At 69.0% G+C, this 24334-nt stretch carries 19 protein-coding genes and 1 tRNA gene; 5 read left to right on the top strand and 15 right to left on the bottom strand.

Going from position 1 to position 24334, the window contains the following annotated elements; genetic code table 11:
* Positions 1-3: 3 nt before the first annotated feature.
* Positions 4-2007: an ATP-binding protein gene (locus NJQ99_RS03725; RefSeq protein WP_269331451.1), complete on the bottom strand. Its 2004-nt coding sequence runs from the start codon at positions 2005-2007 to the stop codon at positions 4-6.
* Between the two features lie 11 nt (positions 2008-2018).
* The gene (locus NJQ99_RS03720; RefSeq protein WP_269331450.1) at positions 2019-3620 is read right to left on the bottom strand and encodes an acyl-CoA carboxylase subunit beta; all 1602 of its coding nucleotides are present in this window, start codon (positions 3618-3620) and stop codon (positions 2019-2021) included.
* 178 nt (positions 3621-3798) lie between these two features.
* Between NJQ99_RS03720 and NJQ99_RS03715 the strand changes: the two genes are divergently transcribed.
* Entirely contained in the window at positions 3799-4980 is a 1182-nt protein-coding gene (locus NJQ99_RS03715) for a CaiB/BaiF CoA transferase family protein (protein ID WP_269331449.1), read from the top strand.
* A gap of 26 nt (positions 4981-5006) precedes the next feature.
* Here the strand turns inward: NJQ99_RS03715 and NJQ99_RS03710 are convergent, their stop codons facing one another.
* From NJQ99_RS03710 to NJQ99_RS03670, 9 genes are all read right to left on the bottom strand, one after another.
* Entirely contained in the window at positions 5007-5804 is a 798-nt protein-coding gene (locus NJQ99_RS03710; protein WP_269331448.1) for an ABC transporter ATP-binding protein, read from the bottom strand.
* 34 nt (positions 5805-5838) lie between these two features.
* Complete coding sequence (locus NJQ99_RS03705) at positions 5839-7032, bottom strand: ABC transporter substrate-binding protein (protein WP_269331447.1); 1194 nt, start codon at positions 7030-7032, stop codon at positions 5839-5841.
* 65 nt (positions 7033-7097) lie between these two features.
* A complete protein-coding gene (locus NJQ99_RS03700) occupies positions 7098-8147 on the bottom strand; it encodes a branched-chain amino acid ABC transporter permease (protein WP_269331446.1) in 1050 nt (349 codons plus the stop codon).
* Between the two features lies 1 nt (position 8148).
* Positions 8149-9048: a branched-chain amino acid ABC transporter permease gene (locus tag NJQ99_RS03695; RefSeq protein ID WP_269331445.1), complete on the bottom strand. Its 900-nt coding sequence runs from the start codon at positions 9046-9048 to the stop codon at positions 8149-8151.
* Complete coding sequence (locus NJQ99_RS03690) at positions 9045-11024, bottom strand: AMP-dependent synthetase/ligase (RefSeq protein ID WP_269331444.1); 1980 nt, start codon at positions 11022-11024, stop codon at positions 9045-9047. Before NJQ99_RS03690 ends, NJQ99_RS03695 begins: the two co-directional genes overlap by 4 nt.
* Positions 11021-11812, bottom strand: coding sequence for an ABC transporter ATP-binding protein (locus NJQ99_RS03685; RefSeq protein WP_269331443.1), 792 nt, complete (start codon positions 11810-11812; stop codon positions 11021-11023). Before NJQ99_RS03685 ends, NJQ99_RS03690 begins: the two co-directional genes overlap by 4 nt.
* Positions 11813-11884: 72 nt before the next feature.
* Complete coding sequence (locus NJQ99_RS03680) at positions 11885-13048, bottom strand: acyl-CoA dehydrogenase family protein (protein WP_269331442.1); 1164 nt, start codon at positions 13046-13048, stop codon at positions 11885-11887.
* 27 nt (positions 13049-13075) lie between these two features.
* Positions 13076-13744 carry a TetR/AcrR family transcriptional regulator gene (locus NJQ99_RS03675; RefSeq protein ID WP_269331441.1) on the bottom strand — a complete coding sequence of 223 codons (669 nt, stop codon included), beginning with the start codon at positions 13742-13744 and terminating at the stop codon, positions 13076-13078.
* 177 nt (positions 13745-13921) lie between these two features.
* Positions 13922-14656: a CbiX/SirB N-terminal domain-containing protein gene (locus tag NJQ99_RS03670; protein ID WP_269332069.1), complete on the bottom strand. Its 735-nt coding sequence runs from the start codon at positions 14654-14656 to the stop codon at positions 13922-13924.
* Positions 14657-14877: 221 nt separating this feature from the next.
* Here NJQ99_RS03670 and selA point away from each other — a divergent pair, with 221 nt between their 5' ends.
* The 3 genes from selA (at position 14878) to NJQ99_RS03655 (ending at position 18368) form a co-directional block, all read left to right on the top strand.
* Positions 14878-16314, top strand: a complete 1437-nt coding sequence (gene selA / locus NJQ99_RS03665) for an L-seryl-tRNA(Sec) selenium transferase (protein ID WP_269331440.1) — start codon at positions 14878-14880, stop codon at positions 16312-16314.
* Positions 16311-18320 (top strand): selenocysteine-specific translation elongation factor, encoded by a 2010-nt coding sequence (gene selB, locus NJQ99_RS16345; protein WP_407933355.1) that lies wholly within the window; start codon positions 16311-16313, stop codon positions 18318-18320. The genes selA and selB overlap by 4 nt, the downstream gene beginning before the upstream one ends.
* Positions 18273-18368: transfer RNA gene (locus NJQ99_RS03655), tRNA-Sec, on the top strand. The genes selB and NJQ99_RS03655 overlap by 48 nt, the downstream gene beginning before the upstream one ends.
* Before the next feature lie 15 nt (positions 18369-18383).
* On the opposite strand, the gene NJQ99_RS03650 is transcribed toward NJQ99_RS03655, so the two are convergent.
* The 4 genes from NJQ99_RS03650 to NJQ99_RS03635 all read right to left on the bottom strand — a co-directional run bounded on the left by NJQ99_RS03650 (position 18384) and on the right by NJQ99_RS03635 (position 22388).
* The gene (locus NJQ99_RS03650) at positions 18384-19718 is read right to left on the bottom strand and encodes a TRAP transporter large permease (protein WP_269331438.1); all 1335 of its coding nucleotides are present in this window, start codon (positions 19716-19718) and stop codon (positions 18384-18386) included.
* 39 nt (positions 19719-19757) lie between these two features.
* Positions 19758-20279, bottom strand: a complete 522-nt coding sequence (locus NJQ99_RS03645) for a TRAP transporter small permease subunit (protein WP_269331437.1) — start codon at positions 20277-20279, stop codon at positions 19758-19760.
* A gap of 103 nt (positions 20280-20382) precedes the next feature.
* A complete protein-coding gene (locus NJQ99_RS03640) occupies positions 20383-21390 on the bottom strand; it encodes a TRAP transporter substrate-binding protein (RefSeq protein ID WP_269331436.1) in 1008 nt (335 codons plus the stop codon).
* Between the two features lie 77 nt (positions 21391-21467).
* Complete coding sequence (locus NJQ99_RS03635; RefSeq protein ID WP_269331435.1) at positions 21468-22388, bottom strand: NAD(P)/FAD-dependent oxidoreductase; 921 nt, start codon at positions 22386-22388, stop codon at positions 21468-21470.
* 222 nt (positions 22389-22610) lie between these two features.
* Between NJQ99_RS03635 and NJQ99_RS03625 the strand changes: the two genes are divergently transcribed.
* Complete coding sequence (locus NJQ99_RS03625) at positions 22611-24332, top strand: UGSC family (seleno)protein (RefSeq protein ID WP_456237670.1); 1722 nt, start codon at positions 22611-22613, stop codon at positions 24330-24332.
* Positions 24333-24334: the final 2 nt, after the last annotated feature.

Raw genomic sequence — 24334 nt, 5'->3', positions numbered from 1 at the left:
CGGTCAGTCCTCCTCTTCGTCGGGGGTTATTTCCACGAGCAGCGCGCCCGCGCGCACCGTGTCGCCTGCCGCGCAATGGACCGCGGCAACCGTACCGGCGGCGTGGGCAGCGAGCGTGTGGACGAGCTTCATCGCCTCCATCTGCAAGACCGTCGCGCCCTGCGCGACCCGGTCGCCCGGCCTGACCGCGACCTGCGTGACGAGACCGGGCAACGGCGCGGTCAGCGCGCCCGATCCCGCGCCCTCGACCTTCGCCAGGCTGTCGATCTCGATGGCGAGACCGACCTGCGCGGAAAGAGCCAGCGCATCGTGCGCGAGGTGCACCGTGTCGCCGTCGCGCAAGGAGAACACGGGCAGCCCCTCGTGCACCCAGCCCTCGCCCGAAGGCAGCGTGAGAGGCAGCGTCTCGCCCTCCACCTCGGCCGAGGCGCCTTCCGGACCGCGGATCAGTGCGAGCTTCGCCGTACCGTAATCGTCGCTCACGTCCAGTTCGACGCGCGCGGGCCGGCGCGCGCCCATCACGCGGAAGCCGGTGCGGGCATGGAGCGGCGTGGCCGCTGCCCCGCCCCCCGGTCCCCACATCCAGAAGGCTGCCGCGAGCGCGCGGACACGGGCCAGCGCGCGGGGCTCCGGCGCCCAGCCCTCGGGGAAGTTCTCCGGCAGGAAGCGCGTCGTGGCGCGCGCCTGCGCGAAATCGGGCCGGGCGAGACAGTCCTTCAGGAACGCCTGGTTGGTGGGCGTGCCGAGCACGGGAAGCCGCGCGAGCCCCGCCGACAGGCGCGCGACCGCCTCGGCGCGGCTCGGCGCCCAGGCAATCGCCTTGGCGAGCATGCTGTCATAGTGCAGCCCGACCTCCGAGCCGTCGGCGATGCCGGTGTCAAGGCGCATCCCCTCCACCGGTCCCACGCGCACGAAACGGCCGATAGCGGGCGCGAAGCCCTGGTCCGCACGCTCGGCGGCGAGGCGCACCTCGATGGCGTGCCCCCTGGCGTGGATCTGAGCCTGGGCGAGCGGCAGCGGCAGGCCCGCTGCCACGATCAGCTGCCATTCGACGAGGTCGACGCCGGTGATCTCCTCCGTCACCGGATGCTCGACCTGCAGGCGCGTGTTCATCTCAAGGAAGAAGGGCTCCGCACTCCCCTCCTCCATGATGAACTCGACCGTTCCCGCGGACGTGTAGCCGATGGCGCGCGCCAGCCTGAGGGCCGCGTCCTGCAACGCCTCGCGCGCCGCGGGCGTCAGGTTGGGCGCGGGCGCCTCCTCGATGACCTTCTGGTTGTTGCGCTGGACGGAGCAGTCGCGCTCGAAAAGGTGGACGATGTTGCCGTGCGCGTCGCCCACCACCTGCACCTCGAGGTGGCGTGGCCGCCCGATGAAGCGTTCGAGCAGGACCGACCCGTCGCCGAAGGCCGATGTCGCCTCGGCCTGCGCGGCGGAGAGCGCGGAGGAAAACTCCTCCGCCTTGTGGACCGCGCGCATGCCCCGGCCGCCGCCGCCTGCGGACGCCTTGATGAGGACGGGATAGCCGATGCGTTCGGCCTCCCGCGCCAGTGTCTCCGGGCTCTGGTCGTCGCCGTGATAGCCGGGGACGGTCGGCACGCCATGTTCGGCGGCGATGCGCTTGGCCGCGATCTTGGAGCCCATCGCCGCGACCGCGTCCGCCGACGGGCCGACGAAGGTAATGCCAGCCGCGTCGCAGGCACGCACGAAGCCTGCATTCTCCGACAGGAAGCCGTAGCCGGGGTGGATCGCATCCGCGCCCGTGGCGCGGGCGGCGGCAAGGATCGCATCGATGTTCAGATAGCTCTCGGCAGCGGACGCAGGTCCGATGCGCACGGCCTCGTCAGCGGCGCGCACGTGCGGCGCGCCCGCGTCGGCGTCGGAGTAGACCGCGATGGTGCGCAGGCCGAGCGCGCGGGCCGTGCGGATCACGCGCACCGCGATCTCGCCCCGGTTGGCGACGAGCAGGCTGCGGATGGGATTGGGCGCCGTGGCGAAGCGGGACATGGGCACCTCCCTCACATCCGGTAGACCGGGCGGTTGCCCGGTTCCGGCGGCTGCATGGCGCCCACGGCGAGGCACATGGCGAGCACGGCGCGGGTGTCGCGCGGATCGATGATCCCGTCGTCCCAGATCCGCGCGGTGCAGTAGTAGGGATCGGACTTGGTCTCGAACATGTCGCGCAGTTCCTGCTCGTAGGCTGCAAGCTCCTCTTCCGTCGCGGGGTGACGCGAGATGCTCGCCCGGCGCAGGTCCATCAGCACCGAGGAGCCCACGTCCGGGTTCATGCCGCCGAGCCGCGCATTGGGCCACATGAACATGAAGCGGGGCCGGAAGCCGCGCCCGCTCATGCCGTAGTTGCCCGCGCCGTAGGAGCCGCCGGTGACCACCGTGTAGCGGGGCACGCGCGTGTTGGAGACGGCGTAGACAAGCTTGGCGGAGTTCTTCGAGATCCCGCCCCGCTCCGCGTCCGAACCGACCATGAAGCCGGTCGTGTTCTGCAGGAAGACGAGCGGCACGTTGCGCTGGTCGCACAGCTCGATGAAGTGCACCGCCTTCAGCGTGCTTTCGGAGAAGAGCACGCCATTGTTGGCGATGAAGCCCACGGGATAGCCCTCAATATGGGCGAAGCCGCAGACCACCGTTTCGCCATAGAGCGGCTTGAACTCGTGGAAGTCGCTGCCGTCGACGATGCGGGCGATGATCTCCCGCTGATCGAAGGGACGCGACAGGTCGGTGCCGACGATGGCCGGGATTTCCGCCGCATCGTAGAGCGGCGCGCGCGGGCTCCGGATATCGCCGTGCGCCTTCTGCGGATAATTGAGCGCGCCCACCATGTCGCGCAGGCGGGCGATGGCCTCGCGCTCGTCGGCGGCGAAATGATCGGAGACGCCGGAAACGCAGGAGTGCATCTCCGCCCCGCCCAGCGTGTCGCGGTCCACCACCTCCTTGATCGCCGCCTTGACGATCTGCGGCCCGCCGAGGTGGATCGAGGAATTGTCTGCGACCATCACGAACTCGTCGGCGAGCGCCGGGATATAGGCCCCGCCCGCCGTGCACTCGCCGAAGACCGCGGCAAGCTGCGGCAGGCCCTCCGCCGACATGCGGCACTGGCGGTAGAAGGTGCCGCCGAAATGCTCCTGGTCGGGGAAGACGTCCTCGAGGTTCTTCAGGTTCGCGCCGCCGCAGTCGACGAGATAGACGACCGGCAGCCGGTTCTCCAGCGCGATGTCCTGCGCGCGGATGTGCTTGCGCACGGTCTCGCGGAAGAAGGAGCCGCCCTTCACTGTCGCGTCGTTGGCAATGATCATGCAGGTCACGCCCCGGATCGTGCCGACACCCGTAACGATGCCCGCCGAGGGCACGCCATTGCCGTAGAGCCCCCAGGCCGCGAGCGGCGTCAGCTCCAGGAACGGCGTCATCGGGTCGACCAGCAGGTCGATGCGGTCGCGCACAAGGATCTTGCCCCGCGCATAGTGGCGGGCGACCATCTTCTCGCCCCCGCCGCCCAGCGCCCAGGCAAACTTCTCCTGCATGTCGGCCAGCAGCGCGTCATAGGCGCGCGCGTTCTCCATCGCTTGCGCATCGTTCGGGTCGAAGCGGCTTTGCAGCGTCGCCATGGCTCACCCCCTCCCGCCGGTGCGGGTACGTGTGCAGGCCGGAACGACCGGCGCATTCTGTTGGTTCTTATTCTTGTATTGACAGTACATTATCGTTGTTTCTTCATAGATGATCATAACAAATGGGGCGGCGTGGCGCGTCACGCCGGACACCCACGAGAGGGAGGGACGCCACGCCATGACCGGCACCGCGACGATGCGGCAAGGACCGCTTTCGAGCCTGAAGATCGTCGAGTTCACGGGGATCGGGCCTGCGCCCTTCGGCGCGATGCTGCTCGCCGACCTCGGCGCTCAGGTGCTGCGCATCGACCGCCCCGGCGGATACCCGCCGCCCGACCCGACGCTCGACTTCGAGAAGATGGGGCCGGCCGCGATCTTCAACCGGGGCCGCCACGCGGTGCGCGTCAACGTCAAGTCGGTCGAGGGGCGCGCGCTGATCCTGCGCCTTGTCGCGGAGGCCGACGCGCTGATCGAGGGCTATCGCCCCGGCACCATGGAGAAGCTGGGCCTCGGCCCCGAAGATTGCCTCGCCGCCAATCCGCGGCTGGCCTATGTCCGCATGACCGGCTGGGGCCAGGACGGGCCGCTTTCGCGCATGGCGGGGCACGACCTCAACTACATCGGGCTGTCGGGCGCGCTGTCGCTCTTCGGGGAGCAGGGAAAGCTCGCCACCGGCCTGCCGCCGCTGATCGGCGACATGGGGGGCGGCGGCCTGTTCATGGCGTTCGGCCTGCTGGCGGCCGTGATCGAGGCGCGCCAGTCCGGCAAAGGCCAGGTCGTCGACGCCGCCATCGTGGACGGGTCGGCGAGCCTCTATGCCCTGCTCAAGGCGCTGGCGGTCGCGGGCGGCGGCCAGACCCCGCCCGGCACAAGCACCATCGACGGCGGGCGCCACTTCTACCGCACCTATGTGTGCGCCGACGGGCGTCACGTCGCGGTCGGCGCGATCGAGCCCGCCTTCCGCAAGGTCCTGCTCAAGACGCTCGGGCTCGACAGCGACCCGCGCTTCCTGAGCAATGAGGTGAAGGACGAGGCTTATTGCACGGAAAGGCTTGGTGAAATCTTCGCCGGCCAGCCGCGCGATCACTGGGCAAAACTGTTCGACGGGACCGACGGTTGCGTCACGCCCGTGCTCGACATGGCGGAGGCCGAAGCCCACCCCCAGGCTGCCGCGCGCGCCGCCTTCATCGACGTCGACGGCGTGATGCAGCACGCGCCCGCACCCCGCTTCAGCCGCACGCCCGGCGCCATCGCCATCACGGGCGCGGAGGGCTGCCGCAACGCGCCCGAGGCGCTGGAGCCATGGGGCTTCGGCGCGGACGAGATCGCCGCGCTGCGCGCCGCGGGCGCCATCGAGTGAACGGGGTGAGGTGACACGCATCGCGGTCATCCGAGCCACCGCTTGCGGCGGCGGTAATGCTTCACCTCGCGGAAGTTGCGCCGCTTGTCCTCGCCGGAGAAGCCCAGGTAGAACTCCTGGACGTCCTGGTTGCTTTCGAGCTGCTCGCGCGTGCCGTGCAGCACGATGCGGCCGCCCTCCATCACATAGCCATAGTCGCACTGGGCAATCGCGGCGCGCGCGTTCTGCTCGACGAGCAGGACGGTCAGCCCCTCCTCCCGCTTGATGCGGCCGATGGCCTCGAACAATTGCTCGACGAGGATCGGCGCGAGCCCCATGGACGGCTCGTCGAGGATCAGCAGCTTGGGCCGCGCCATCAGCGCGCGCCCGATCAGCAGCATCTGCATCTCGCCGCCGGAGAGATAGCCGGCGGTGCGCTTCAGAAGGTCCGGAAGGCGCGGGAAATAGCTGAACACCCGGTCGAGGTCCGCCTTCACCTGCGCCTGGTCGGTGCGCCGGTGCGCACCCACCATCAGGTTCTGCTCGACGGTCAGGTGCTCGAGAACCTTGCGGCCCTCCAGCACCTGCACGACGCCGCGCCCGAAGATGTCGTAGGGGTCGCCATTGGTGATGTCGGTGCCGTCGAGCGTGATCCGGCCCGCCGTCACCTCCCCCAGGTCGGAATGGAGCAGGCCCGAGATGGCCTTGAGCGTCGTGGTCTTGCCGGCGCCGTTGGAGCCCAGCAGCACGACCATCGCACCGTCGGGCACCTCCAGGTTCGCCGAGCGCAGCACCTGGATCACGCCGCCATAGACCACGTCCACATTGCTCAGGGTCAGTCCCATGGGCCTGCTCTCCGTTTCCGCCGTCAGCCGCCGCTTACCACTTCTCGAGCGGCGGGACCCGCATCCAGCCCTCGCCGTAGGGGACGATCTTGCCGCCCTCCACGACCTCCGCCGTCGCCTTGATCTCGCCGATCGGGAAGGGCGCGGTGGTGTCGAAGTCGACCGAGGGGAGCGAGCCCAGAAGCTCCTCCTCCGTGTAGACGCGGTCGAGCAGCGCCGCCCGCATCGCCTCGCCGGTGACGTTGTCGGCGCCGACCGTCTTCACCGCATGCTCGAGCACGCGCAGCGCCAGCAGCGCCTGCGCCGCCGACTGGGCCGTGATCAGGCCCCAGTTGCCGTCCTTCTTGTACTTCTCGTAGACGTCGCGGATCGGCAGGCCGTCACGCGCGGGCGGGGCGAAGGAGAAGGCGGAGAAGGAGCCTTCCATTTTCGCCATGTCGATGCCCTTGGCGACCTCGGAGAGGCCGTTGTGCGTGGACGAGATGATCGGCACCTTGGCGCCCAGTTCCTCCAGTGCCTGCGCCGTGGCAATCACCTGCGCGGTGGTGCCGCCGACGAGGATCACGTCCGGCTTGCCGTCCAGCATGGCGCGGATGTTGTTGGTGACGGAGACGGGCGAGGCTTCGACCCATTGCACCTCCAGCACCTCGAAGCGCTCCGGGTACATCTCCGCCAGCTTCTGCACGCCCTTCACCTGGTCGACGAAGCCCGCCGACTTCTGCGTGCTGACCGCGCCGATCTTCAGCTTGTCGCCCTTCTTCTCCTGCAGGTCGGACATCAGGCCTGCGAACTCGTGGCTGTAGGTCGGGCGGATCGAGTAATGCCAGCCGTCCGGCGCCCAGACGAGGCCGACCATCGCCGTGCCGATCAGCATTGGCACCTTGTCGCCCGGCAGGCGCTTCATCAGCGTCACGAGGTCCGGCGAGCCGAAGCCCAGGTGGAGGATCGGCTGGTCGGAACTGAGAATCGCCGGCCAGGTGCGCGCGATCACGGATGCGTCGTAGCGCATGTCGTAGATCTTCACCTGCACGGTGACGCCCAGGTCCTTGCCGACCTCGGCGTTCCACCAGTCGGCGATCGCGTTGATCCCCGACATGGCGTTCGGCATGACGTCCGCGAACGGGCCGGAATAGTCCGCGCTCGCACTCATCACGTACTCGGCGGCGGACAGGGGTCCGCTCGCCATCGCCAGCATGGCGCCGGCGACAATCGCGCACTTGTACTTCATGGTCCTTTCCTCCCTTCGTTCCGGAGGCTTTCCCGCCCCCGGTCTTGCAGCACTGGCGTCGATCTTCAGTTGCGCGGGAACGGCCAGAGCTGGAACGCGGTCCGGATCACCGACCACCGGTGAGCCAGTCCGCGCGGTTCGAAAATCAGTGCGACGAGGATGCAGCCGCCGAGCACGATGGAGGTGAGCGCGAACAGCATCCCCCCGCCCGCAGCCCCCGACTGGAGCATGACGGTTGCGGCGCTGTGCAGGCCCTCCTGCACAGCGGTGATGAAGACGACGCCCAGGATCGCGCCCACGGGGCTTGCCGCACCCCCGACGATCAGCATGCCGAGGTACCAGACGGAGGCGAAGAGCGTGAAGCTCTCCACCGTCACGAACTGCAGGAAATAGGCGGTGCACGCCCCCGCCACGCCCGCGAACAGCGAGCCGGCGAAGAACGCCATCACCTTGGTGCGGAAGACGGGCACGCCCATCACTTCCGCCACCACGTCATTGTCGCGCACCGCCATCAGCGACCGGCCGAAGCGGGTGCGCGGCAGGTTGAAGGCCGCGACCGTGAGCAGGCCCACGAGAACCAGCGTGAAATAGTAGAAGTGTACCGGGCTGCCGAGCGTTATGGGGCCGAGGCGCACCGGTTCGACCGCCATGCCGACGAGCCCGCCCAGCCAGTCCATCGGCAGTGCGAAGATCACGATGGGGAACATGACCTGCGCCGCGAGGGTGGTCAAAGCGAGGTAGAAGCCCTTCACCTTCGCCGCCGGCAGCGCGAAGATCACGGAAACCGCCCCCGTGATCAGCGCCGCCATCGGGATCACCGCCCAGAACGGCAGGCCGTAGCCCGAAAGCTTCGCCGTCGCGAAGGCGCCCACGCCCACGAAGGCCGATTGCGCGATGTTGATCTGCCCGCCCAGCCCCACCGTGACATAAAGCCCGTAGACCGCCATCAGCGTGATGAACATGTGGGTGAAGACGCCGACCGTGTAAGGCCCGACCGCCTGCGGCAGGATCACGAGGCCGAGGATGAGCAGGCCGAGCCAGGCGGTCGCGCGCCGCGTCTTGAGGATGCGCGCCTCGCCCGCATAGGTCTCGAAATGGACGCCGGTGGGGAGCATCTCAGAGCCTCTCGATCTTCTTCCAGCCGAACAGGCCCTGCGGACGGATCAGCAGCACGCCGATCATCACGCAGAAGGGCAGGACGGCGGAGGCTGCGCCATTGGTATGCGGGTCGAGGTAGGCCATGGCCAAGGCCTCCCCCACGCCGATCAGGATGCCCGCGAGCGGGGCACCGCGGATCGATTCGAGCCCGCCCAGCAGGGCCACGGGCAGGGCCTTGAACCCGATGGTCGCCACCTCCAGCGAGACGATGCGGCCCGACAGCAGCACCATCGCCGCGAAGGTCGCGACGATCGCGCCCAGGATCCAGGCGACCGCGATCGCGCCCCGGACCGAGACGCCAAGCGACAGGGCGGTGTTGTGGTCCTCCGCCACCGCCGCGAGGCGCAGGCCCCGGCGCGAGCGGGTGAAGAAGGCATGGAGCCCGAAGGTCAGCGCTACCGTGAACAGCGCGCCGAGGAACAGCCGCGTGTTGATGAGGAAGGGGCCGATCTCGAACGCGCCCTCTGGCAGGATCACGGGGAAGGAGCGCGTCTCCGCCGTCCAGACGAGCTGTGCGAGGCCGCGCAGCAGGATCAGCAGCGCGATGCTCGCCATGAAGATCGCGAAGGCCGGCTGGCCGATCAGCGGGCGGAACACGAACCGCTCAAGGATCAGGCCCAGCACCACGCAAGCGGCGAGCGTCAACAGGATGCCCACGACGAGCGGAAGCCCGGCGCCCACGTGCTCCAACCCCAGCGTGAAGGTCCACAGGAACAGCGCGCCGAACACCAGCACCTCGCCCTGCGCCAGGTTCACGATGCGCGAGGCGCGGTAGATGACGACGAAGGAGATCGCGACGAGGCCGTAGACCAGGCCGACCAGCACGCCGTCGATCAGGATCTGGATGAGGTTGGTCATGGGCGGCCCTCCCCGGCCACGCCGGTCTCGTCGATGCGGTTGAGCGCGACCTCGGCCCTGAGCAGGCTCGTCGTGCCGTCCTGATACTTGACCTCGATCTCGGTGGAGAGCGTGGCGTCGCCGCGGTAGAGCGCCTCGATCATCGCGGCGTAGCGGGCGTGGATGTGCTCGCGCCGGAGCTTGCGCGACCGCGTCAGTTCCGCCTCGTCGGCGTCGAGTTCCTTGGGCAGGTTGGCAAAGGCCACGACGCGCGCCCAGGGATCGACCAGCACATTGACCCGCGCGATGGCCTTGCCGATCTCTGCGCGGATCGCGGGCAACTGGCTCAGCTCCGGGAAGGTGCCGTAGGCGAGGCCGTTGAGCTCTGCGAAGCGGCCGGCGATCTCCGGATCGATGTTCACGAGCGCGACGACATGCTCGCGGCTCTCGTCGCCGATCACGATGGCGTCGCGGATCATGGCGTCGGCGCGCAAATGGTTCTCGATGAACTGCGGCGGATAGCTCAGCCCGCTCTTGAGGTGGCGCAGATCCTTCAGCCGGTCGAGGAAGATCAGCTCGCCCTTTTCGTCGACCCGCACCGCGTCGCCGGTTTCGAGGCCCACGGCAGGATCGCCCATCTCCGCGGTCGACTGCGAGTCGCCGAGGTAACCCGAGAAAGCCAGCACCTTCAGCCGCAATTGCCCGCGGTCGTCCACCCAGGCCTCTATGGGCTGCGTGATCGTGGGGTCGGACGGCATCAGCGTGCCCATCGTCTCCGGCGTCTTGCTGCCGGGCCGGTGGGTCGAGATGAGGCCGCATTCGGTCGACCCGTAGAGGTTGCCAAGGGGTACGCCGAAGGCGCGATAGCGCTCGAAGAGTTCCGCCGAAAGCCCTGATCCGCCTGAAAGAACCGCCCGCGCGCGGGTCAGCCCCAGAAGGTCTCGGATGCCCTTCAGCACAAGCTGGTCGGCGAGCGGCCAGACGATCAGGCGGTGGAAGAGCCCGCCCTCGCCCTTCATGCGCGCGCGGCCCTGCGCCAGACCCCAGCGGTAGAGCCGGCGGCGCCAGGGGCTTGCGTCCATCATGCGGGCTTCGACGTCGGAGGCCTGCATCTCCCACTGGCGCGGGGTGAACATCAGGAACTCCGGCCCGATCTCGCGCAGGTCGTTCTGGATCGTCTCCGGCTTCTCGGCGAAGTGCACGACCATGGGCGCGAGCAGCGGCAGCGCGATGCCGAAGAACTGCTCCGCCGCCCACGCAGGCGAGATGTAGGAGAGGTAATTTCCACCCGGCTTCACGTCGAGCGCGCCCATGAGCCGGTGCGCGTTGTCGAGGATGAAGGCGTGGCTCAGCATCGCGGCCTTGGGCCGGCCCGTCGTGCCGGACGTGTAGCAATAGACCGCGACATCTCCTTGTTTTCCCTCGGAGATCTGCGCGTCGGCCCAGGCGTCGCTGTGGAAGCCTTCGCCCACCTTGCGCAAGGCGTCGAGCGAGAGGAGCCGCTCCTCCGCATAATCCCAGAGGCCGCGCCCGTCGACATAGAGGATGCGGCGCAAGCCCGGCGCCTGATCGATGCAGGCGAGGATCTTGTCGACCTGCTCCTGGTCCTCGCCCATAACCATCGCGGCGCCGGAATGGGTGAGCACATAGGCAAGCTCGTCGGGCGTCGCGTCCGGATAGACGCTGACCGCGATCGCGCCGATCGACTGCGCGGCAAGCTCGAGGATGAACTGCTCCTCGATGTTCTCGGAGATGAAGGCCAGCACCTCGCCGCGCTTGAGACCCTCCGCTGCGAGGCCGCGGGCGCAGATGCGCACCTCGTCCAGGATCTGCGCCCAGGTCTTGGGCCGCCAGATGCCGGCGCGCTTGGACACCACGGCGGGTCTCAACCCGAATTCGCGTGCATTGTCGGCCAGAAGCTGCGGCAGCGTGCGCCCGTTCGACTGGCGCGGCGTCGCCACCGGTTCGGCGCGCATGGTGCGGACCGGGGCCGTCATGCCGCCTCTCCCCCGAGATAGGCGGCGATGACCGCCGGGTTGGCGCGCACCTCGTCGGGCGTGCCGCTGGCGATCACCTGTCCGAAGTCGATCACGGTCACGCGATCGGAGATGTCCATGACCACCTCCATGTCGTGCTCGACCAGCACGATGGGGATGTCGAGCCCGTCGCGGATGTCGAGGACGAAGCGCGCGAGGTCGCCCTTCTCCTCCGGGCTCATGCCGGCCATCGGCTCGTCCATGATGAGGATGCGCGGGTCGAGCGCGAGCGCGCGGCCGAGGTCGACCCGCTTGCGCATGCCATAGGACATGTCGCCCACGGGATGGTGCCGCTCCTGCTCAAGCTCCAGAAACTCGATGATGTCCTCGGCCCTGGCGGCGAACGCCTCCTCCTCCTTGCGCGCCGGTCCCCAGTAGAGCAGCGCGCGGAAGAGGCCCCCCTTCATGCGGTTGTGGAAACCGCTCAGGATGTTTTCCCGCGCGGTCATGGACGGATAGGTCTGGATGCCCTGGAAGGTCCGGCTGATGCCCAGGCCCGCGCGCCGGTGCGGGGCGAGCGTGGAGATGTCCTCGCCCATGAAGCGCACCGCGCCCGACTGCGGACGGTAGAAGCCCGACAGGCAGTTGAGCAGGCTCGACTTGCCCGCGCCGTTCGGCCCGATCACCGCGTGGATCTGCCGTGGCATGACCCTCAGCGAGACGGACTTCAGGGCCTCCACCGCCCCGAAGCGCAGGCAGAGGTCATGCGCCTCCAGTACGGCACCCGCATCCGCCGGTTTCCCGACCATGGGCACACTCCTCCCGTTCGCAGCGGATTCACGGCCCGCCGCCTTGTCGTTTTTCTCTTTGTTTTTCGTACGCTACTGGAACGTCACATCCAGACCGCACTCCCGCGCGATCAGCAGGGTCTGGATCTGCGAACTGCCGTCCCCGATGGTGCAGATGCGGTTGTCGCGCAGATAGCGGGACACCGGGCAATCGTCCATGAAGCCCCAGCCGCCGTGCACCTGGATCGCCATGTTGGCGACCTCCGAGCCCGTCTCGGTCGCGTGCAGCTTGGCCATGGAGAGCGCCTTCAGGTCGTCGCGGCCCGCGTCCACCGACCACGCGGCGCGGTAGGTGACGAGGCGCGCGCTGTCCACCTTCAGCGCCATCTTGGCGATCATCTCCTGGATCAGTTGCAGCTTGCCGATGGAGCCGCCGAACGCCTGCCGCTCCTTCGCGTAGGCGATGGAGTGGTCGAGGCTCGCCTGCGCAAGACCCAGCGAACAGGCCGCCAGGAAGAGGCGCGCGGCCTGGTAGCCCTTGTGCAGCACGAAACGCCCGCCGTGCGGCTGGCCGACGATGGCGCTCGACGGCAGGCGGCAATCGTCGAGATAGAGCGGGCGCGTGTCCGAGGACCGCCAGCCCATCTTCCGGTACTTCTCGCCGCGCGTGTAGCCGGGCGTGTCGTTCGGCACGAGGAAGAGCGTGAACTGCTTGCGCGCCTCCTCCTTCGGGCTTGAGACGGCGAGGATCAGCGTGAAGCTGGAAATGTCCGTGCCCGGATTGGTGATGTAGGCCTTCTCGCCCGTGATCGACCACTCGCCGTCGCGCACCTGCGTCGCGCGCGTCTTGAAGCCCGCGGTGTCGCTGCCCGCGTCCGGCTCCGTCCCGGCGATGGAGCAGATCTTGCGGCCCGAAACGATGTCGGGCAGCCATTGGCGCTTCTGCTCTTCGGTGCCGAAGCGGGCGACCGTCAGGCCCGTCGCCATGGAGACCATGGCCGAGACGGCCAGCGACTGGTCGGCGCGCGCCACCTCCTCGATCGCCAGCACGGCCTCGGTGATGCCGAGGCCCATGCCCCCGTAGTCGGGCGAGAACGGGATCGACATGACGCCCAGTTCGCCCAGCTTCTGGAAGAGGTCCGTGGGAAAGACGCCGTCACGGTCCAGCGCCTCGGCCCGCGGCGCGATCTCGGCCTGCGCGAACTCGCGCACATTGTTCTGAAGGGCCTGCTGGTCGGGCGTCAGGTCGAAATCCATGGGCATCCTCTCCCTTGATCGTTTTCTTTATTTCGGCCGCTTGAACGGAACCGTCGTGTGATGGATACGGGCGGTGAGCGCCGGCGACGGTGCCGCGGAAAGCCCGCGCATGACCATCTCGATCAGCGCGTCGGAGACGTCGTCGGCTGTCCAGACCCCCTTGGGCGAGTACCATTTGGTCACCCAATGCACCGCGCCCAGCAGCATGAAGATCGCGAGCTTGGGGTTCACCTGCGCGATGGAGCCGTCGGCAATCCCCTCCTCCACCAGCCGGCGCATCCGCGCCTCGAACGCGTCGCGCAGGCCGATGATGCGCCGCGCACGCTCGCCGGTGAGCGTGTTCTCCTCGAGGATCAGCACGGGCACGCCCATCGCGCCGATCATCTCGCGCAGATAGCCCTTCATGCCGATCTCGATCTTCTCGCGGCCGGTGCGCCCCTCGGCCTCGCCGCGGTCCATGCACTCGCGCGCGATCTCCATCGCCTCCTCGTGGCAGGCGTAGAGCAGGTCGTTCTTGTTGCGCACATAGCGGTAGAGCGCAGCCTTGGTCACGCCCAGGCGCTCGGCCACGTCGTCGAGTGTCGTGCCGTGCGAGCCGCGCCGGTTGAAGACCTTCGCCGCCTCGCGAATGATCGCCTTGCGCTTGTTTTCAAGCTGCGTCTCGCGATCCGGTACTGCGTTCGCCCAGCGTGACATCGTCCCCCGCCCCTCCGATGAAATGGTCTGTTCCGCGTGGGAACATGACCGTCCGGAGCCCGCTTGCAAATAGCTCATCATTCACCCGAAAAAATGTCGAGTGGTTTTTGTGACTCTTGAGTAACTTTTTCGACGTGCGAGTTATCCCTGCGGCGAAACGGTCTGCCAGACCCGCGCCTAAGACCCATCGGACCGGGGAATTTCGCACAATGCACGCGCAACGATCCGGACCACGCCGGGCGCCGTTCCGGCGGCGGGCAGCACGGGTCCGCGAAAGCCGCTCGCCGCGACGGCGGCGGGCAGGTCGTGCGTCACGTGCCCTGCATCGGCCGCGAAGAACGGCAGGCACAGCGCCTGCGGCGGCGCGGCGCGCAGCGTATCGGCGAGGAACGGCGCTTGCTCGACGAAGCCCGGCTGCACGCTCCGCACCCCGGCCCTGCTGGCAATCGCTTCCGCCGCCTCCCGCGTCCGCCGGGCGGGAACCTCGCCGCGGCGCGATCCGTGGGCAGCAAGGATCACGGCGGTGTCATCGGGCCGCCAGCCTTCGGCGGCGATCGCGGCAAGCACGAGCTCCGCGCACAGGTCGTGGAAGGCCGGCAGCATGCCGAGCGGGGTCAGGATCCTGGCCCCGCCCCGCCCAAGCGCCTGCAGGCGGCGCGGCAGCGCGGTCCCGACGAACCAGCCGTCGGACATGAAGAGGGGAAACACGCACGCGCCCGAAGCGAGGCCGTCGAATACGCGCTCCAGCGCCCCGTCCGCGGCCAGGGTGGCGGCGCGCACCGCCCAGACGCCCGGCAATTCCGCGGCGACGGCGCGGGCCAGCGCCTGCACCGCCGCCTCCTGCGTCACCGGATCGGAGGGCGACCCATGGGCGACCAGCACCGCGGCACCCGCTGTATCGGCGCGTTCCATCGACACGTTTCGGTCCCGCTCCCCGCATCACCCATGCCGCCCCCGCCCTCTTACACGAAGGCGGCATGGCTGGCACGGCCCTTGTCGGCGCGCGATGGCGGCAGACATCGGCACGCTCCTTGTTGCGCATAGGCAATAAATTCACTTGATTGACAATGAGTTGGCGCGGGTCCTAGGCTGACCGGAAGCTGCCAACCCGCCATCGGAACACGTGCCGGAACATGGATGCCGCCAGGACACATGCGCGCCCGCGTTACGATCTGCTGCCATCCATCGACGCCCTGCTGAAGAGCGCGCCGTTCGAACCGCTCGTCCTTGCGCACGGCGCGACAGCGGTGCGCGATGCCGTCCGCGACGTGCTCGCCGAAGCTCGAGCGCGGATCGCGGGCGGAGCGGACGCGGAGACGTTTTCCGACCCGCAGGCGCTTGCCGGCATGGCAGGGACGCGGATCGCGGAGCGGCTCGCACCGGCGGTCCGCAGCGTCTTCAACCTCACCGGCACCGTGATCCACACCAACCTCGGCCGGGCGCCGCTGGCGGAGGAAGCGATCCGCGAGATCGCAGCGGCGGCGGCCGAGCCATCGGACCTCGAATACGACCTCGAGACCGGACGCCGCGGGGACCGGGACGCGCGTGTCGAGGCACAGGTCTGCCGCCTGACCGGGGCAGAAGCCGCGACCCTCGTCAACAACAATGCAGCCGCCGTGCTGCTCGTGCTCAACACGCTGGCGCAGGACCGGGAGGTGATCGTCTCCCGCGGCGAGCTTGTCGAGATCGGCGGCGCGTTCCGCATCCCCGACGTGATGGCGCGCGCCGGCGCCCGGCTGCGGGAGGTCGGCACCACGAACCGCACGCACCCGCGCGACTATGCCGGCGCGATCGGGGACGAAACGGCACTGCTGATGAAGGTGCATGCCAGCAATTACGCCGTCACCGGCTTCACCGCCGCCGTGAGCGAAGCCGACGTCGCCCGGATCGCCCATGAGGCCGGGCTTCCCGCCGTCTGCGACCTGGGGAGCGGCACGCTCGTCGATCTCGAACGCTACGGCCTGCCGCACGAGCCTACGCCCGGCGAGTCGCTGGCTGCCGGCATGGACCTCGTCACCTTCAGCGGCGACAAGCTGCTAGGCGGCCCGCAAGCCGGGATCGTCGCCGGTCGTGCGGATCTCGTGGACCGCATCCGCCGCAACCCGATGAAGCGCGCGCTGCGCCTCGACAAGATCATTCTCGCCGGGCTGTCGGCGACTTTGCGCCTCTACGAGAGCCCCGAACGCCTGGCCGCGCGGCTGCCCGTGCTGCGGATGCTGACCGTTCCGGAAGCGGAGATCGCCGGGCGGGCCGAGCGTCTCGCGGGGCCGGTGCGCACCGCAGTCGACGGGGCCGCGGACGTGGAGATCGTGGCGTGCCGGAGCCAGATCGGCAGCGGCGCCCTGCCTGTGGACCTTCTGCCGAGCCGGGCGCTCGCGCTCACCCCGCACGGGGGGCGGAAGGCGGGCGGCAAGGTGGAGGCGCTGGCGCGCGCGTTCCGCCGCCTGCCGCGCCCAGTGATCGGACGCATCGCGGGCGGTGCGCTGCTGTTCGACCTGCGCTGCCTGGAGGACGAGGCAGCGTTCGTCGGGCAACTCGGCGCGCTCGACCTTTCGGACGGGGCGCCATGATCATCGCCACGGCGGGCCATGTCGACCACGGCAAGACGAGCCTTCTGCGCGCGCTGACCAGGCAGGACGCAGACCGCCTGCCGGAAGAGAAGGCGCGCGGCCTGACCATCGACCTGGGCTTCGTCTACGACACGCAGATCGCGCCGGGCCATACCATCGGCTTCGTCGACGTGCCGGGCCACAGCCGCTTCGTCCGCAACATGCTGGCGGGGGTGACGGGGATACGGGCGGCGCTGCTGGTGATCGCGGCGGACGACGGTCCGATGCCGCAGACGCTGGAGCACCTCGCCGTGCTCGACCTCGTCGGGGTGCGCGAAGGGCTGGTGGCGCTGACCAAGGCCGACCGCGTGAGCCCCGCCCGCCTCGACGCGGCCCGCGGGGAGGTCGCGCGCCTGCTGGAGGGGACGGGCCTGGCGGATGCCCCCGTGCTGCCCGTCTCCAGCACGACCGGCGAGGGAGTAGCCGAACTTGCCGCACGCCTGCGCGCGCTCGCCGAAAGCGCCCCCGCGCCCGACCCGCGTGGAAACTTCCGTCTTGCGATAGACCGCGCCTTCCATGTCGACGGCACGGGGCTGGTGGTCACCGGCCTCGTCCAGTCGGGCCGCGCAGGGCAAGGCGAAACGCTGCGGCTGGAGCCCAGCGGCCGCGACGTACGGATCCGCGGGCTGAGGGTGCAGAACCGCCAGGCGGAGGTGGCCCGCGCCGGCGACCGCTGCGCGATCAACCTGGCGGGCCGGGTGGAGAAGGCCGACATTCACCGCGGCGACTGGCTGGTGGCGCCGCGCGTGGCGCCTGCGTCGGCGCGCCTCGACGTCGATGTCCGCCTGCTCGCCACGCACGATCGCCCGCTGAAGCGGGACACGCCGGTTCATGTGCACCTGGGCAGCGCGGATATCCCCGGGAGGCTGTTCCTGCTGGACCGCGCAACGCTTGCACCTGGGGAAAGCGCCCTCGCGCAGATCGTCCTCTCGCGCCCGGCCGTCGCGGCGGCAGGCGACGCCGTGATCCTGCGCAACCAGTCAGCACGTGAGACGTTGGGCGGCGGCCGTATCGTCGACCCGCAAGGCGTGCAGCGTGGACGCGGCGCACCGGCACGGCTCGCGTGGCTGGCCGCACTGCGCGGCCGCGGCCGAGCGGCGGCTTTGCAGTCACTGCTGGAAGGGATGCCGGGCGGTGTGCCGCTGGGTGCGCTCGACACCGCCTGGAACCTGGATCCGGCCGAGGCAGAGGCGATGCGCGCGCGCGTGCCCGTGGTCGCCTCCGGGGCGGACGGGGACGCAGGCCTGACGCGCGGCCATGCCGAAGCCCTGAGGTGCGCCATCCTGGACGCCCTTGCCCATCATCACCGCAGCCAGCCGGAACGGGCGGGCCCCGACCGCACCGCGCTGGCACGGATGCTGCCCCGGCCCTGCCTGCCCGCAGCGCTCGACGCCGCCGTCTCCGGCCTCGTGGCAGCGGGCGAGGCCGTGCGCGCCGGCCCCTTCCTGCGGCTTGCGAGCCACGCGCCGCGCCTGAACGCCGAGGATGGCGCGCTCTGGGCCCGCGCGAAGCCGCTGCTGGAGGCGCCGGGACGCCCGCCCGTGATCTCCGAACTTGCGGCCGCGCTCGACATTGCACAGGACCGGGCGGAGGCACTGCTGGCCCGCGCCGCCATGTTGGGAGAGGCGACCCGCGTGACCCCCAACCGCTACCTGACGCAAGCGACGCTGCGGCGCCTCGCGGACCTTGCGGAGGACGGGACGCGGCAAGCGGCGGACGAGGGCTTCACCGCCGCGGAGTTCCGCGACCGGTCGGGCCTCGGCCGCAACCTGACGATCGAGATGCTGGAATATTTCGACCGGCTGGGCTTCACCCGCCGCGACGGCGGCACGCGCAAGACCGTCCGGCCCGCCGGCACCGTGTTCGGGACCGGGGACGGCACGGGCACGCGCGCCGCCATGCAGACACACACGCTTTCAGGAAGAGGATCGGATCCCGGTGGTCCGCACGGGCTTCAAACCCGTTGAGGCGCGCAAGCCGCGTCTGGTGGGTTCGACTCCCACCCTCTTCCGCCACCAACCCCGCAGCGTCTAGTTCATCATCGTCGCCGGCAGCCACAGCGCGAGGCCGGGAAACAGCACGAGCAGAAGGATCATCGCCAGCATCAGCGCCACATAGGGCGCCGCGCCCCGCACCACCTCGGAGAACCGGCTTCCCCCCGATATCCCGTGGATCGTGAACAGGTTCAATCCGACCGGCGGCGTGATCTGGCCAAGCTCGATCAGGATGGTCAGCACGACGCCGAACCACACGAGGTCGAAGCCGAAGGTGCGCACCAGGGGCAGAAGCACCGGCAGGGTCATGTAGATCATGGACAGCCCGTCCACGAAGAACCCCAGCCCCACGTAAAGCAGGACCAGCATCGCGAAGAACATCCACTTCGACAGGCCGAGCGCGAGCACCCACTCGCTGATCGCCCTGCTCGCCCCCGAATAGGTCAGCGCGGTCGCGAGGATCTGCGCGCCTACGATGATGAACACCACCATGCAGGTGGTGCGCACCGCCGACATGAGGGAGCCGCGCAACACCTCCCAGTTCAGTCCGCGATAGCCCGCCGCGAGAAGAAGCGCGCCCGCGACGCCGATCCCGCCCGCCTCGGTCGGGGTGGCGATGCCGGCGTAGATGCTGCCCAGCACGACCGCCAGCAGGGCGAAGATCGGCAGCACGTGCAGCGCGTCGCGCCAGCCGGGCTCCTCCCCCGCCTCCTCCGCCTCCTCCTGCCCGATGTCCTCGCGTGCCTTGCCCTCGGGCGCGAGCGCCGGATTGAGTGCGATGCGCACGGCGATATAGGCCATGAAGATGCCGGCGAGCGTTAGCCCGGGGATGAGCCCCGCCATGAACAGCTGGGCGATCGATTCCTCCACCAGCGCGCCGTAGAGGATCATCACGATAGAGGGCGGGATCAGGATGCCCAGCGTACCGCCAGCCGCCAGCGAGCCGAAGATCATGCGCGGGGCGTACTGGCGCCGCGTCATCTCCGGGATGGCAACGGTTCCGACCGTCGCGGCGGTCGCAACGCTCGACCCCGAGACGGCGGAGAAGATGGCGCAAGACATGATGTTGGCGTGCAGCAGCCCGCCCGGCAGCCATCGCAGCAGAACGACGACGCCTCGGTAGAAATAGCCGCTGACGCCGCTGCGCAGGATGAGGTCGCCCATCAGCAGGAACAGCGGCACGGCCACCAGGATGTAGCTCGCGGTGTTGTTCCAGACGACCGAGCTCAATGCCTCCAGGCCGATCACGCCCTTGCTGAGGTAGAGGATCACCACCCCCGTGGTGCCCAGTGCGAACGCCGTCCACTGGCCGATCAGCAGCAGGAAGGCGAGCCCGCCGATCAGCACGGCGACGAGCAGGTCGAGGCTCATCGGCGCCCCCCTGCCAGGGTGCTGGACGGCGGCGGGCTGTCAGGGGACATGGCGCACCCTCTCCCAGATGAAGGCGACGAGTTGCACGAGAAGCGCCGCGAGGCCGAGCAGCATCAGGGATTGCGGGATCCATTCGGGCGTCGCGAGCACGGAGATCGCGCGGGTATCCTGCACATAGGCGTACTGCACGTGCTTCCACGCGACATAGACGAGCGCGGCGACGAACACCGTCGTGATCAGCACGAAGCACCATGTCGCGAGCCGCCGGACGGGGCGGCTCAGCCGGTCGTAGACGAATTCCATGCGGATGAACGCGCCGTGGCGCAGGCTGTATGCGAGCCCGAGAAACACCACCGCCGCATTGAGATAGGCCCCCATCTCGTCGGTCACGAGAAGCGAATGGCGGAACAGGCGCAACACGATCTCGGTGCAGACGATGACCACGATGCCGGCAAGCGCGACCCCGGCCAGCGCGCCGAAGACATCGGAGAGCGCGGCCGCGGCACGGGCCAGGCGCCCCGTCCCCCTTGGGCCGCCCGGTTCCGATGCATCGTCCGTCATGCGGTTGCCGTGCTGCACAGCCCCCCTCCCGGATCCGTACCGCTGCCGTCAGGGGCCGCGCCCGCCCGCGGGGGCGGGCGCGGCTGCCCTGGCGCGCCGGTGCCTATTTCCCGAGTTCCGAACGGACCTCGGCCAGCAGCTTGACCGCAGCGTCACCGTTCTGGGTGGCCCAGGTCTCCCAATAGGGCGTCATGCGGTCGATCAGCTCGGCGATCTCAGCGTCGCTGGGCTTCACCATGGTCACCCCGTGCTCCTTCTCGAGCGACTCCAGCGCCGTCTTCTCGTCGGCGAGGTTTAGCGCCCGGAACTTCGGCCCGAAGGACTTTGCGACCTCGTCGAGCTTCGCCCGCACATCGTCGGGCAGCGCGTTGTAGGCGTCGATGTTCATCAGCAGGTAGGACGGGCCGCCGATGTGCACCTCGCAGAGCCATGCCCAGTCGGTGAACTCCTGCCACTTCGCGCCCACCACGTTGAAGGCGGCCGTGATGTAGCCGTCGGCCACGCCGCGCTCGACCGCCACCGGCACCTCGGCCGTCGTCAGGCTGATCGAGGATGCGCCGAGCTGCTTCAGCATCTCCGCCTGCTTGCCGTCCGTGGAGCGGATCTTGCGGCCCTTGAAGTCGGCCAGGCTGCGGATCGGCTCGCCCCGGCCGAAGATGTTCTGCACCGGCCAGGTGTGCCAGAAGAGCGTCCGCACACCCTGCTTGCCGAATTCCGCGTCAGCCGCGGCGATCAGCTTCGGCGCGATCTGCTCCAGCTGGTCCGCGTTCTGCACGAGGAACGGAAGGCTGGTGATCGACGCGACCGGCACGGCGCCGGAAATGAAGCCCTGATAGGCGGCGGCAAGCTGCACCTGCCCGCTGCTCGTCGCCTTGACGACTTCCGTCGCCTTGAACGGCAGTTCGCCCGCCGGGCGCACGATGATCTTCAACTCGCCGTTCGTGGCCTGCGCCACCTCGTCGGCGAACATCTGGTAGCGCACGGTGATCGGGTGCGTCACGCCGGTGAAGGCGTAAAGGTCCCAGGTCGTCTCCGCCGCAGCAGACCCGGCGAGCGCCGCGGAAAGTGCGACAGCGGCCCCAGTGAGCCGCCAGTTGGGCATCATGTTCATTGAGCGTCCTCCCTTGTGCTCGATGCCGCGTCTTGTGCGCGGCTTGAATTGCCGTGCGCGGATCGTCCGCGTCCGGTTCAATCGTCGCAGCGCGCCGCCGCCGCCATCGCGGCGGTTGCCGCCTCGCCCACGGCATGCACCAGCCGCCCGCCATAGCCCGCGCGCACCGCGCCGGCGGCGAACAGCCCCTCGCAGGCCGTTTCCATGCTTGTGTCCGTCAGGATCCGGCCCTCGCCATCGCACTCCGCCAGCCCGGCGAACAGGCCCGAATTGGGCACCTGCCCGATGAAGACGAAGACACCGTAGCAGGGCAGGTCCTCCGTCTCGCCGGTGTCGGTATCGGAGAGCCGGACGGCCTCGACACCGTTGCCGCCGACGATCTCCGTCACCTCGCAGGCCCAGCGGAAATCCACGTTCTCATGGTCGGCGAGACGGGTCACATAGGCCTGCCGGCCGCGTACCCCCTCTCCATGGGTCACGACGGTCACCTTGCGCGCAAGCGGCGCGAGGTAGAGCGCAGCCTCCAGCGCGGCATCGCCCGCCCCCAGGACCACCACGTCGCGGCCCCGGTTCAGCGCCCCGTCGCACCAGGCGCATTGCGACACGCCCTTGCCTTCGAGCGCGGCGGCGCCCGGCACGTCGAGCGTCTTCAGCCGCGCACCCGTCGCCGCGATCACCTGGCCGGCGCGGATCGTCCCCTGCCCTGTCTCGATCGAAAAGCCGCGACCCGCCTTCGCGACCGCCGTGGCGTTCTCGGCCAATTCCTCGACGCCGAGCGCCTTGTTCGCCTCCGCGATGCCCAGCGCCAGATCGGCGCCCGACACGTCGCGCCCGCCGGACGGAAACCCTTCGATGCGCCCGACATTGCTGACGAGGCCGCCGGGGAAATCCTCCCCACGCACATGCACGACGGAACCGCCGCCAAGCGCCGCGTGATGCGCCGCTGTCAGCCCGGCAATACCGCCGCCGATGACGGCAATGTCGAAGCGGTTGGACACGTTGCCCTTGAGCCCTCCCCTCGAGGTGCGGCGCGGGCCGGTTCCGGATGCCGGATGCCAGCCTTGTCCGGACAGGGTAGCGGCGGGAAATTTTTGTTGTCAATCAAGCATTTTTGTTGCGCGTGGACAACGCGCGCCTTGACAGGCCCTTCACGCTCCTCATAGTCGGCAGAAGCGCAACGAAGGCGCGCAGAAGCGCCGTTCGCTCTCGAGGGAGGGGTCATGACGACATATGACGTTGTCTGGCCGCGCAGCGCCAAGTCGGTTGACGTGAAACCGCTGGCGCCGCGGCTGGCTTCGATGGAAGGCGCGAAGGTCGCCTTCCTGTGGGATTATCTGTTCCGCGGCGACGAGATCTGGGACGTCTGCACCGAAGAACTGGGCAAGCGCTTCCCGGGCATGGAGTTCGTCGGCTACGAGGAATTCGGCTCGACCCACGGCGACGAGGAGCACGAGGTGCTCGCGGCGCTGCCGGAGAAGCTGAAGTCGCTGAAGATCGACGCGGTCGTCTCCGGGATGGGCTGCTGAGGTTCGTGCACTCCCGCCGTGTTGCGGGTGAGCGCGATTGCCGAAGCCGCCGGGGTCCCCACGGTCGCTCTCTGCTGCGAAGGTTTCATTGGCCAGGCCCGGACGACGTCCGTGGGCCTCGGGTTCCCGAACCTGCCCGTCGCCATGGTGCCGGGCCACGTGGACGTGCAGTCCGAGGAGGAGCTGCAGGCCAATATCCGCAAGGTGACGGTCGACCAGATCGTGGAATGCCTGACAGGCGCCGTCGCGGAGGTCGTCGAAACACGAGAACCCGACCCTGAGGAGATCGTCTTCTCTGGCAGTTTCGAGGACGTGAACCGTCTGTTCGTCGAGAACCGCTGGTCCGACGGGCTGCCCATCGTGCCGCCGACGCACGGGAAGATCGCAGAGTTCCTGGCCTTCACCGACCTGCCGAAGGACCATGTGTTCGGAAGGCTGCTGCCGGACAACCGGCTTGCCACCGTCTGGAACGTCGCCGTCAACGGCGTGATGGCGGGCTGCCGGCCGGAATACATGCCGATCCTCTGCGCGCTTGCCGAGGCGATGGCCGATCCGGACTATGGCAACGAGCATTCGGGCAACACGCCGGGTGCGGAGACGCTGATCGTCCTCAACGGTCCGCTGATCCGCACGCTCGACTTCAATTTCGAGCAGGGCGCGCTGCGCGACGGCTTCCAGCCGAACACCAGCATCGGCCGGTTCTGGCGGCTCTATCTCCGCAACGTCGCAGGCTTCCTGCTGCACGAGACCGACAAGGGCACGTTCGGCAACACCTGGCGCGTGGTGCTGGCGGAGAACGAGGCGCGGCTGCACCAGATCGGCTGGCCGTCCATCGCGGAGGAAGCGGGCGTCGGGCGCGAGGACAGCGCCGTCACCATCTCGCGCTACACGGGCGGGAACGTGATCGCGTCGGTCTTCGGCACCACGGCGGAACAGTGCCTGCCCTATCTCGCCAATGCGCTGGCGACGCATACGACATGGGAGCTGATCTTCACGGTCGGCATGGCAAAGGGCACCTACCGGCCCCTGCTCGTGCTCTCGCCGCTGATCGCCGAGACCATCGCCAAGTCGGGCTTCAGCAAGGAGGACGTGCAGGACTGGCTCTACGAGCACGCGCGCATCCCGGCCCACCGGTTCGAGGACTACATCTGGCGCTGGACCAACCTGGTGCCGGGCAAGCGGACGCTCGACGACCAGGTTCGGCTCGGCAAGGCGCCCAAGGTCTTCGCGGGTAAGGATCCGGACCGCCTCGTACCCATCGTGACGAAGCCGGAGCATTTCATGATCGCGGTCGCGGGCGACCCGATGCGGTCGAACTGCTACGTCTTCACGCACAACGGCATGCTGGGCTTCCCGGTGACCAAGCGTGTCGCCCTGCCGAAGGACTGGGAGACGAAGCTCGAGGAGCAGGGCTGAGG

Source organism: Futiania mangrovi, from assembly GCF_024158125.1.
Classification (GTDB): Bacteria; Pseudomonadota; Alphaproteobacteria; order Futianiales; family Futianiaceae; genus Futiania; species Futiania mangrovi.
Note: the sequence above shows the minus strand (reverse complement) of the source record. Positions and strands in the feature narration are given on the sequence as shown.

Coding starts and splice junctions, on each gene's coding strand:
- NJQ99_RS03725 (WP_269331451.1), bottom strand. CDS start 2,007: ATGTCCCGCTTCGCCACGGCGCCCAATCCCATCCGCAGCCTGCTCGTC.
- NJQ99_RS03720 (WP_269331450.1), bottom strand. CDS start 3,620: ATGGCGACGCTGCAAAGCCGCTTCGACCCGAACGATGCGCAAGCGATG.
- NJQ99_RS03715 (WP_269331449.1), top strand. CDS start 3,799: ATGACCGGCACCGCGACGATGCGGCAAGGACCGCTTTCGAGCCTGAAG.
- NJQ99_RS03710 (WP_269331448.1), bottom strand. CDS start 5,804: ATGGGACTGACCCTGAGCAATGTGGACGTGGTCTATGGCGGCGTGATC.
- NJQ99_RS03705 (WP_269331447.1), bottom strand. CDS start 7,032: ATGAAGTACAAGTGCGCGATTGTCGCCGGCGCCATGCTGGCGATGGCG.
- NJQ99_RS03700 (WP_269331446.1), bottom strand. CDS start 8,147: ATGCTCCCCACCGGCGTCCATTTCGAGACCTATGCGGGCGAGGCGCGC.
- NJQ99_RS03695 (WP_269331445.1), bottom strand. CDS start 9,048: ATGACCAACCTCATCCAGATCCTGATCGACGGCGTGCTGGTCGGCCTG.
- NJQ99_RS03690 (WP_269331444.1), bottom strand. CDS start 11,024: ATGACGGCCCCGGTCCGCACCATGCGCGCCGAACCGGTGGCGACGCCG.
- NJQ99_RS03685 (WP_269331443.1), bottom strand. CDS start 11,812: ATGGTCGGGAAACCGGCGGATGCGGGTGCCGTACTGGAGGCGCATGAC.
- NJQ99_RS03680 (WP_269331442.1), bottom strand. CDS start 13,048: ATGGATTTCGACCTGACGCCCGACCAGCAGGCCCTTCAGAACAATGTG.
- NJQ99_RS03675 (WP_269331441.1), bottom strand. CDS start 13,744: ATGTCACGCTGGGCGAACGCAGTACCGGATCGCGAGACGCAGCTTGAA.
- NJQ99_RS03670 (WP_269332069.1), bottom strand. CDS start 14,656: ATGGAACGCGCCGATACAGCGGGTGCCGCGGTGCTGGTCGCCCATGGG.
- selA (WP_269331440.1), top strand. CDS start 14,878: ATGGATGCCGCCAGGACACATGCGCGCCCGCGTTACGATCTGCTGCCA.
- selB (WP_407933355.1), top strand. CDS start 16,311: ATGATCATCGCCACGGCGGGCCATGTCGACCACGGCAAGACGAGCCTT.
- NJQ99_RS03650 (WP_269331438.1), bottom strand. CDS start 19,718: ATGAGCCTCGACCTGCTCGTCGCCGTGCTGATCGGCGGGCTCGCCTTC.
- NJQ99_RS03645 (WP_269331437.1), bottom strand. CDS start 20,279: ATGACGGACGATGCATCGGAACCGGGCGGCCCAAGGGGGACGGGGCGC.
- NJQ99_RS03640 (WP_269331436.1), bottom strand. CDS start 21,390: ATGAACATGATGCCCAACTGGCGGCTCACTGGGGCCGCTGTCGCACTT.